This is a genomic window from Streptomyces laurentii, from assembly GCF_040635425.1.
Classification (GTDB): Bacteria; Actinomycetota; Actinomycetes; order Streptomycetales; family Streptomycetaceae; genus Streptomyces; species Streptomyces laurentii.
The window spans coordinates 146,396-156,341 of the sequence record NZ_JBEYHT010000012.1 but is presented as its reverse complement, the minus strand read 5'-3'; the positions used below and the strand labels follow the sequence as shown (position 1 = coordinate 156,341).

Here is a 9,946-nt window from a genome sequence, read left to right as displayed (position 1 = left end):
GCCGCCCCTTCCCTCAGGTGCGGCCCGGCGCCGGGTCGTGCGCGGCACCCGGCTCCGCGCTCGGTTCGGTGCCCGGCTCCGCGCCCGGTTCGGTGCCCGGCTCGACGGGGAGGGCCGCCGCCCGGCGCGGGAGCAGCAGCGGGGTCGCCAGGACGAGCAGGCCGGCCACCCCGAGTGCGGTCCGGGGGCCGAGCAGCGTGCCCAGCACGCCCCACACCGCCGTCAGGAGCGCGATCGTCGCCTTGGTCGTCACCGACCAGGCGGTCAGCGTGCGGGCCACCCGGTCGGCCGGGGTGCGTTCAAGCCGGCAGGTGGCGGAGAGGGGGTTGAAGACCGCGCAGCAGAAGATCAGCCCCAGTTCGACGCCCATCACCAGAAGCAGCCCTCCGGTCCCCGGCCCCAGGAAGACGAGGCCGAGCGGCCAGAGCGCGCGCAGCGCCCCGGACCCGGCCAGGACCCGGTGCTGCCCGAACCGGGCGGCCAGCGGCCGGGCGAGCCGCGCCCCGACGAGCCCGCCGATCGCGGGCACGGCGAAGGCGAGTCCGTACTGCCACGGGGTGAAGCCGAGCCGGCCCAGCATCAGGACGGCCAGCAGGGGTTCCGTGGCCATCACCAGACCGTTGAAGACGGCGGTGTGGAGGAACAGCGGCCGCAGGGTCGGGTCGGCGAGGATGTACCGCCACCCGTCGAGCAGGTCCCCCGCCCGCATCCGTGCGTCTTCGGCACGTCTCACCGGCCGGGCCTCCCCGCTCCCGTCCCCGTTCCCGATCGCGCGGATGCCGAGCGCCGAGAGCAGATAGCTGACCGCGTCGGCGACCACCGTCGCCACCGGCCCGAGCAGCCCGATCGCCACACCGCCCAGCGGCGGCCCGACGATCGTGGTCGTCCAGGCCGTGGACTCGAACCGGGCGTTGGCGACGAGCAGGTCCCCGGCCGGAAGGAGGGTCTTCAGATACGCGCCGGAGGCGGCCCGGAAGCCGATGTCGGCCGCCGCGACGACGACGGACACCAGCAGCAGCTGGACGAAGGTGAGCACCCCGAGCGCGTACGCGACCGGGATCGTCAGCAGCGCCGCGCACCGCGCCAGGTCCAGGCCGATCAGCACCGGCCGCTTGCGCCGGAACTCCACCCACGGGCCGAGCGGCACCGCCACCACCGCGCCCACCGCCGCCCCCACGGAGGACAGCGCGGCGACCCGGGCCGGACCGGCGTCCAGCACCTGGATGGCGATCAGCGGCAGCGCGCCGAACGCGAGCCACGTACCGAGCGCGCTGGTCCCGTACGCCGCCCAGAGCCACCCGAACCGCCGCCCCAGCCCCAGCCCTGGCCCCCGCCCCAGCCCTGGCCCCGGTCCCGGTCCCGGTCCCGGTCCCCGCCCCCGCGCCGGCCCCCGCCCTTGCCCGCCGCTCACGCACGACCCCTCTCGCCGCTCACCCGTACAACCGATCCGCGATCGGAGCCATCCAAGCGAGCGGCACCACCAGGGATCAAACAACCAAAAGGCGCCCGGGCTACAACCAACAGTTGTGCCCCTACAGTGTCCGCATGGATCTCGACACCGTCCGGACCTTCGTCGCCGCCGCCGACACGGGGCGCTTCCAGGAAGCCGCCGCCGAGCTGGCGGTCAGCCAGCAGGCCGTCTCCAAGCGCGTCGCCGCGCTGGAGCGCGGACTCGGCGTACGGCTGTTCACCCGTACGCCGCGCGGCGCCGAGCTGACCATCGACGGGCGGGCTTTCCTGCCCCACGCGCGCGAACTGCTGCGGGTCGCCGACCGCGCGGTCGCGTCCGTCCGCGTCGGCCGCCGTCCCCTGCGCGTCGACGTGATCAATCTGCGCGGCGCCGCCTCGGGCCTCATGCGCGACTTCCACCGGCGGCACCCCGACATCGAGCTCGACGTCCTGAAACTGTTCGACATCGACGAGGCAATCGCCGCCCTCCGCTCCGGCACCCTCGACGCGACCTTCCGGGCCGTCGGCGAGCCCGGCCGGCCGCTCCCCGCCGACATCGTGTCCGTCCGCGTCCTCGACGAGCCCCTCCAGCTCCTCACCGGCCCCGCCCACGCCCTCGCGCACGTCCGCTCGGTGCCGCTCGCCGAGCTGGCCGGGCACCGGATCTGGATGCCCGGCGTCGTCCCCGGGACCGAGTGGGCCGCCTACTACGCCGACCTCGTCGCCGCGTACGGCCTCACCATCGAGTCGACCGGCCCCAACTTCGGCTCCGACGCGCTCCTCGACACCATCGCCGACACCCCGGCCCTGGCCACCTTCATGAGCGAGCAGACCCGTCTCGTCTGGCCCACCGGCCACGACCTGCGCCGGATCCCGGTGACCGACCCCACGCCCGTCTACCCGCACTCGCTGCTGTGGCACCGCGACAACCCGCACCCGGCCCTGACCGCCCTCCGCGCCCATCTGGAGACCGCGGCCCCGGGCCCCGCGACCACCGGCACCTGGGTCCCGCCCTGGACATCCCCCCACTGACCCCGAGTTGTCCACAGGCCCCGCGCGCTGTCCGAGGGCTTCGCTACCGTCAGTGCATGTCCCACCCGACGACGCCCAGCCTGACAGTGATCACCGGGGTCCTGGAGCGGATCACCTACGCCAACGAGGAGACCGGCTACACCGTCGCCCGCGTGGACACCGGCCGCGGCTCCGGCGACCTGCTGACGGTCGTCGGGTCGCTGCTCGGCGCCCAGCCGGGGGAGTCGCTGCGCCTGGAGGGCCGCTGGGGCTCGCATCCGCAGTACGGCCGGCAGTTCACCTGCGAGAACTTCACCACCGTCCTGCCCGCCACCATCCAGGGCATCCGCCGCTACCTCGGCTCCGGCCTCATCAAGGGCATCGGCCCCCGGATCGCCGAGCGCATCGTCGACCACTTCGGCACGGACACCCTCGACGTCATCGAGACCGAGCCGAAGCGGCTCGTCGAGGTGCCCGGGCTCGGCCCCAAGCGCACGAAGCTGATCGGCGCGGCCTGGGAGGAGCAGAAGGCGATCAAGGAGGTGATGGTCTTCCTGCAGGGCGTCGGCGTCTCCACCTCCATCGCCGTCCGCATCTACAAGAAGTACGGGGACGCCTCGATCTCCGTCGTCAAGAACCAGCCCTACCGGCTCGCCGCCGACGTCTGGGGCATCGGCTTCCTCACCGCCGACCGGATCGCCCAGGCCGTCGGCATCCCGCACGACAGTCCCGACCGGGTGTGCGCCGGGCTCCAGTACGCGCTGTCGCAGTCCGCCGACCAGGGGCACTGCTTCCTGCCGGAGGAGCGGCTGATCGCGGACGCGGTGAAGCTGCTCCAGGTGGACACGGGCCTGGTCATCGAGTGCCTGGGCCGGCTGGCGGAGGACCCCGAAGGGGTCGTACGGGAGAAGGTGCCCGGTCCCGAGGGGCTGCCGGTGATGGCGGTGTACCTGATCCCGTTCCACCGGGCCGAGCTGTCCCTCGCCGGACAGGTCCGCCGGCTCCTCCGCGCGGAGGAGGACCGGATGCCCGGGTTCCGGGACGTGGACTGGGACAAGGCGCTGGCCTGGCTGGCGCGGCGGACCGGGGCGTCGCTCGCGCCGGAGCAGGAGGAGGCGGTACGGCTGGCGCTGACCCAAAAGGTCGCGGTGCTCACCGGCGGCCCCGGCTGCGGCAAGTCGTTCACGGTCCGCTCGATCGTGGAGCTGGCCCGGGCCAAGCGGGCCAAGGTCGTGCTCGCCGCGCCCACCGGCCGGGCCGCCAAGCGTCTCGCGGAGCTGACCGGCGCCGAGGCGTCGACCGTGCACCGGCTCCTGGAGCTGAAGCCGGGCGGGGACGCGGCGTACGGCCGGGACCGGCCGCTCGACGCCGACCTGGTGGTCGTCGACGAGGCGTCCATGCTCGACCTGCTGCTCGCGAACAAGCTCGTGAAGGCGGTGGCACCGGGTGCCCACCTGCTGCTCGTGGGCGACGTGGACCAGCTGCCGTCGGTCGGCGCCGGCGAGGTCCTGGGGGACCTGCTCGCCCCCGGCGGCCCGGTCCCGGCGGTCCGGCTCACCCGGATCTTCCGGCAGGCCCAGCAGTCCGGGGTGGTCACCAACGCGCACCGGATCAACGCGGGCGTCCCGCCCGTCACGACCGGCCTGCCGGACTTCTTCCTGTTCGCCGAGGAGGAGACGGAGGACGCGGCCCGGGTCGCCGTGGAGGTCGCGGCCCGCCGGATCCCGGCGAAGTTCGGCCTCGACCCGCGCCGCGACGTGCAGGTCCTCGCCCCCATGCACCGGGGCCCCGCCGGGGCCGGCTCGCTCAACGGACTGCTCCAGCAGGCGATCACCCCGGCCCGCCCCGATCTGCCCGAGAAGCGGTTCGGCGGCCGGGTCTTCCGGGTCGGCGACAAGGTCACCCAGATCCGCAACAACTACGAGAAGGGGGCCAACGGCGTCTTCAACGGCACGGTCGGCGTCGTGACCGCCCTCGACCCGGTCGAGCAGCGGCTCGTCGTCCGCACGGACGAGGACGAGGAGGTGCCGTACGACTTCGACGAGCTGGACGAGCTGGCCCATGCCTACGCTGTGACCATCCACCGCTCACAGGGCAGCGAGTACCCGGCCGTGGTGATCCCGGTCACCACCAGTGCCTGGATGATGCTCCAGCGCAACCTGCTCTACACGGCCGTCACCCGTGCCCGGAAGCTCGTGGTGCTGGTCGGCTCCCGGCGCGCGATCGCCCAGGCGGTGCGCACGGTCTCGGCCGGACGGCGCTTTACCGCACTCGCGTACCGGCTCACAGGGGGTGCTGTCGTGTGAAAGATCACGAGGGGCTTTCGGAACCGGGGCGAAGGGGGCAGGATAAGCAGGTTGGCGGCACTGAGTGCCGCCAATTGGCCCAATGGTCGACCCCGAGTGCACTCTCCTGAGCCAAATGGGGGATGGTAGAGACAGTCAGGGCACCTCGAAGAAGAGGCACTACGTCGGTGAGGGATGACGTGAGCGACAACTCTGTAGTACTGCGGTACGCGGACGGTGAATACACCTACCCGGTGGTCGAGAGCACCGTCGGCGACAAGGGCTTCGACATCGGGAAGCTCCGAGCCCAGACCGGTCTGGTCACTCTCGACAGCGGATACGGCAACACCGCCGCCTACAAATCCGCCATCACCTACCTGGACGGCGAGAAGGGCATCCTGCGGTACCGCGGCTACCCGATCGAGCAGCTCGCCGAGCAGTCGACCTTCCTGGAGGTGGCCTACCTCCTGATCAACGGCGAGCTGCCCACGAAGGACGAGCTCACCGTCTTCCAGAACGAGATCACCCAGCACACGCTGGTCCACGAGGACGTCAAGAACTTCTTCCGCGGCTTCCCGCGTGACGCCCACCCGATGGCCATGCTGTCCTCCGTGGTCTCCGCGCTGTCCACCTTCTACCAGGACAGCCACAACCCGTTCGACGAGCAGCAGCGTCACCTCTCCACGATCCGGCTGCTCGCCAAGCTGCCGACGATCGCGGCCTACGCGTACAAGAAGTCGATCGGTCACCCGTTCGTCTACCCGCGTAACGACCTCGGCTACGTCGAGAACTTCCTGCGCATGACCTTCTCGGTCCCGGCCCAGGAGTACGACCTCGACCCGGTCGTCGTCTCCGCGCTCAACAAGCTGTTCATCCTGCACGCGGACCACGAGCAGAACTGCTCGACCTCCACCGTGCGTCTGGTCGGCTCCTCGCAGGCGAACATGTTCGCCTCGGTCTCCGCCGGCATCTCGGCCCTGTGGGGCCCGCTGCACGGTGGCGCCAACCAGTCCGTGCTGGAGATGCTCGAAGGCATCAAGGCCAACGGCGGCGATGTCGACACCTTCATCACCAAGGTGAAGAACAAGGAGGACGGCGTCCGCCTGATGGGCTTCGGCCACCGGGTGTACAAGTCCTTCGACCCGCGCGCCAAGATCATCAAGGCCGCGGCGCACGACGTCCTCAAGGCCCTCGGCAAGTCCGACGAGCTGCTGGACATCGCGCTCAAGCTGGAGGAGCACGCGCTCTCCGACGAGTACTTCGTCTCGCGCAACCTCTACCCGAACGTGGACTTCTACACGGGTCTGATCTACCGCGCCATGGGCTTCCCGACCGAGATGTTCACGGTCCTCTTCGCCCTCGGCCGCCTCCCGGGCTGGATCGCCCAGTGGCACGAGATGATCAAGGAGCCGGGTTCCCGCATCGGCCGCCCGCGCCAGATCTACACCGGCGTCGTCGAGCGCGACTTCGTCCCGGTCGAGGCCCGCTGAAGCCAGGTCTGACGGACCCCGGCCCGCCGTGCCGCGGCCGGTCCCGCTCTGTCAAGGCTTCGAAGCCGGACACCGTGCGTACCGCCCGGGTCCGGCTTCACGCTGTCTCGGACGCGTAGGCCGCCGGGCTGTCCCGGTCGCCTGAGCCGCGTAAGCGGAAGCGCCCCGCCGCCGATCCCCCCACGGGTCGACGAACGGGGCGCTTCCCATATCCCCGGTGCGGATTCCCCCCACGGGATCCGGGCCGGGCGCCGGTCGGCGCGGTCTGCCGGGGTACGTACGGGAGGGCCGCTCAAAGCTCCCCGATGCACGTGCCCCGGCCGCGCTTGCCTGGGACGTCCCCCAAGACATCCCATGAACGTCCCCCAAGACGTTCTTGGCATCGCCCACTTAGACTCACGAACGGCCCAGATGGTTACCCCCCAATATCTGTGATCTAGATCTCTTTGGGAAGGTCCCGTGGCGTCACGGGCGGGTCAAGTTCGGCGGCGGTTCGCCGCCGAACTCGTACGGCCCCGATCCGGCCCCGGTGCGGCCCTCGCGCGGCCCCCGCAGGCTCACGAGAAACGCCGCAGCCGCAGGCTGTTGGTCACCACGAACACCGACGAGAAGGCCATCGCGAGGCCCGCGATCATCGGGTTGAGCAGCCCGGCCGCGGCCAGCGGCAGCGCCGCGACGTTGTAGCCGAAGGCCCAGCCCAGATTCCCCTTGATCGTCGCGAGCGTGCGTCGCGACAGCCGGATCGCGTCCGCCGCGACCCGCAGGTCCCCGCGGACCAGGGTCAGATCGCTCGCCTCGATCGCGGCGTCCGTCCCGGTGCCCATCGCCAGGCCCAGATCGGCCGTGGCCAGCGCGGCGGCGTCGTTCACGCCGTCGCCGACCATCGCGACCACCCGGCCCTCGGCCTGGAGCCGCCGGACCACGTCCACCTTGTCCTGCGGCAGCACCTCGGCGATCACCTCGTCGATGCCGACCTCCGCCGCCACCCGCTCGGCCACGCTCCGCGCGTCCCCGGTCAGCAGCACCGGCCGCAGCCCGAGCCCGCGCAGCCGCTCGACCGCCTCCGCGCTGGTCTCCTTGACCGCGTCGGCGACCGTCAGCGTGCCGCGCGCCCGCCCGTCCCAGGCGACGTGCACCACGCCCGGGGCGGCCTGCCCCGGCACCTCGATCCCCTCGGCCGTGAGCAGCGCGGCGCGCCCGACCAGGACCAGATGTCCCTCGACGGAGCCGCGCACCCCGAGGCCCGGCACGTTCTCGAAGGTCTTCGGTACGGGCAGCTCGCCCACCACCGCGGCGGCGCCGGCCGCGACGGCCTGGGCGACCGGGTGCTCGGAGGAGTGCTCCAGGGCGCCCGCGAGGCGCAGCAGCTCCGCCTCGTCCGTACCGCCGGAGCCGTACGCGCCCCCGTACACGTGTGTCCCGGTCAGCTCCATCCGGCCGGTGGTGACCGTGCCGGTCTTGTCCAGGACGACGGTGTCGACCTTGCGGGTGGACTCCAGGACCTCCGGGCCCTTGATGAGGATGCCGAGCTGGGCGCCGCGGCCGGTGCCGACCATGAGGGCGGTCGGGGTGGCCAGGCCGAGGGCGCAGGGGCAGGCGATGATCAGGACGGCGACGGCGGCCGTGAAGGCGGCCGTGGTCTCGCCGGTCAGCAGGAGCCAGGCGACCAGGGTGCCCAGCGCGATGAGGATGACGACGGGGACGAACACGGCGGAGATCCGGTCGGCGAGCCGCTGCACCTCCGCCTTGCCGTTCTGGGCGTCCTCAACGAGCTTGGCCATGCGGGCGAGCTGGGTGTCGGCGCCGACCCGGGTGGCCTCGACGACGAGGCGGCCCGAGGTGTTGACGCAGCCGCCGGTGACACTGTCGCCGGGCAGCACGTCGACCGGGACGGACTCGCCGGTGAGCATGGACGCGTCCACGGCGGACGCGCCCTCCGTGACGGTGCCGTCGGTGGCGATCTTCTCGCCGGGCCGGACCACGAAACGGTCGCCGACCCGCAGCGCGCCGACCGGGATCCGTACCTCCGTACCCCCGCGCAGCACCGCCACGTCCTTGGCGCCGAGCCGCATCAGGGCGTGCAGGGCGGCGCCGGCCCGGCGCTTGGCGCGGGCCTCCAGATAGCGGCCGAGCAGGATGAAGGTGACGACTCCGGCGGCGACCTCCAGATAGATGGTGGAGGAGGCGTGCTCGCGGGAGGCGGTGAGGTCGAAGCCGTGCCGCATGCCGGGCATGCCGGCGTCGCCGAGGAACAGCGCCCACAGGGACCAGCCGAAGGCGGCGAGGGTGCCGACCGAGACGAGGGTGTCCATGGTGGCGGCGCCGTGCCGCAGATTGGTCCAGGCGGCGCGGTGGAAGGGCAGCCCGCCCCAGACGACGACGGGCGCGGCGAGCGTGAGGCTCAGCCACTGCCAGTGGTCGAACTGGAGCGCGGGGACCATCGCGAGGAGGACGACCGGCAGGGCGAGGACGGCGCAGACGGTGAGCCGCTGCCGCAGGGCGTCGACCTCGGGGTCGCGGTCGGGGTCCCGGCCGGGGTCCCGGCCGGGGTCCGCCGCTTCCGCCGGCTCCGCGTCCGGTTCCGGTTCGGGTTCCGGGGGCGGGGGTTCCGCGGCGGTGTAGCCCGTCTTGACGACGGTGGCGATCAGATCGGTGACCGGGAGGTCCTCGGGGTGCTCGACGCGGGCCTTCTCGGTGGCGTAGTTGACACTCGCGGTCACCCCCTCCATCCGGTTGAGCTTCTTCTCGACGCGGGCCGCGCAGGACGCGCAGGTCATCCCGCCGATCGTCAGCTCGGTGATCGTGGAGGTCATGGCGGTTCCAAACAGGAGCAGGGCCGTACGTAGTCACCGTACGACCCTGCGAAGGCGAGGCGGGGACCGCCTCGGGGCCGGACGGGTCCGACCAGGTACTGCCTGTGTGACGTCTGTGCTCTACGCCTCGGATTCAGGCGAGGCCCACCAGCTCGTAGCCGGCCTCGTCGACGGCGGCGCGGACGGCCTCCTCGTCGAGCGGGGCGGCGGAGACCACGGTGACCAGGCCGGTGGCGGAGACCGAGGCGACCGAGGCGACGCCCTCGATCTCGGAGATCTCGCTGTTGACGGCCCCCTCGCAGTGGCCGCAGGTCATGCCCTTGACCTGGTAGACGGTGGTGATGCCGTCCGCCGTGTCCGCCGCCTTCGCGCCGCCGTCGTGACACGCGCCGGTGGGAGAGCAGCAGGAGGCGGTGGCCTGCGGAAGTTCGGTCCGGGTCTCGGCGGTCATGGGCTTCTCCTCTTCGAGGCGGTGCGCTGTGGTGCGTGGTCCCGCGGTGTGCGGGGCCGCACGCCGTACTTACCACCCACTGTACCCCTAGGGGGTATGGAATCCGGTGGCGGGCCTGTCGCACCGGGTGGACGGCGCCCGGTGCCGCGGGTGTACGGCGGACGGGCGGAGCCCCGCACCGCGAGGTGGGCGGTACGGGGCTCCGGGCCTGTCCCGGGGGGGAGCGGGCGGGGGAGGCGGTCAGCCGTCCACCCGGCGGCCGCGGTTGCCGGGACGGTTCGCGACCCAGCAGCGGATCGTGTCCGCGTACCAGTAGGGCTTGCCCGACTCGACGTGGTCGGGCGTCGGCAGCAGGCCGTGTTTCCGGTACGAGCGGACGGTGTCCGGCTGCACCCTGATGTGCGCGGCGATGTCCTTGTACGACCAGAGCCTTCTGTCCGTCATGCG

The 9,946-nt window shown here is 72.3% G+C and carries 7 protein-coding genes; 3 read left to right on the top strand and 4 right to left on the bottom strand.

Translation table 11 applies throughout. The annotated features are described in order from the left end of the window. Positions 1-13: 13 nt before the first annotated feature. Positions 14-1,339 carry an MFS transporter gene (locus tag ABZ693_RS11070; RefSeq protein ID WP_359875534.1) on the bottom strand — a complete coding sequence of 442 codons (1,326 nt, stop codon included), beginning with the start codon at positions 1,337-1,339 and terminating at the stop codon, positions 14-16. Positions 1,340-1,545: 206 nt separating this feature from the next. Between ABZ693_RS11070 and ABZ693_RS11065 the strand changes: the two genes are divergently transcribed. From ABZ693_RS11065 to ABZ693_RS11055, 3 genes are all read left to right on the top strand, one after another. Continuing rightward, a complete protein-coding gene (locus ABZ693_RS11065) occupies positions 1,546-2,481 on the top strand; it encodes a LysR family transcriptional regulator (protein ID WP_359875518.1) in 936 nt (311 codons plus the stop codon). A gap of 56 nt (positions 2,482-2,537) precedes the next feature. Beyond that, a complete protein-coding gene (gene recD2 / locus ABZ693_RS11060) occupies positions 2,538-4,766 on the top strand; it encodes an SF1B family DNA helicase RecD2 (RefSeq protein WP_359875517.1) in 2,229 nt (742 codons plus the stop codon). A gap of 179 nt (positions 4,767-4,945) precedes the next feature. After that, positions 4,946-6,235: a citrate synthase gene (locus ABZ693_RS11055; protein ID WP_359875516.1), complete on the top strand. Its 1,290-nt coding sequence runs from the start codon at positions 4,946-4,948 to the stop codon at positions 6,233-6,235. Between the two features lie 557 nt (positions 6,236-6,792). Here the strand turns inward: ABZ693_RS11055 and ABZ693_RS11050 are convergent. From ABZ693_RS11050 to ABZ693_RS11040, 3 genes are all read right to left on the bottom strand, one after another. Continuing rightward, positions 6,793-9,048, bottom strand: coding sequence for a heavy metal translocating P-type ATPase (locus ABZ693_RS11050; protein WP_359875515.1), 2,256 nt, complete (start codon positions 9,046-9,048; stop codon positions 6,793-6,795). Between the two features lie 133 nt (positions 9,049-9,181). After that, positions 9,182-9,499 carry a heavy-metal-associated domain-containing protein gene (locus ABZ693_RS11045; RefSeq protein WP_359875514.1) on the bottom strand — a complete coding sequence of 106 codons (318 nt, stop codon included), beginning with the start codon at positions 9,497-9,499 and terminating at the stop codon, positions 9,182-9,184. 240 nt (positions 9,500-9,739) lie between these two features. Continuing rightward, a complete protein-coding gene (locus tag ABZ693_RS11040; RefSeq protein WP_359875513.1) occupies positions 9,740-9,943 on the bottom strand; it encodes a helix-turn-helix transcriptional regulator in 204 nt (67 codons plus the stop codon). Positions 9,944-9,946 lie beyond the last annotated feature (3 nt).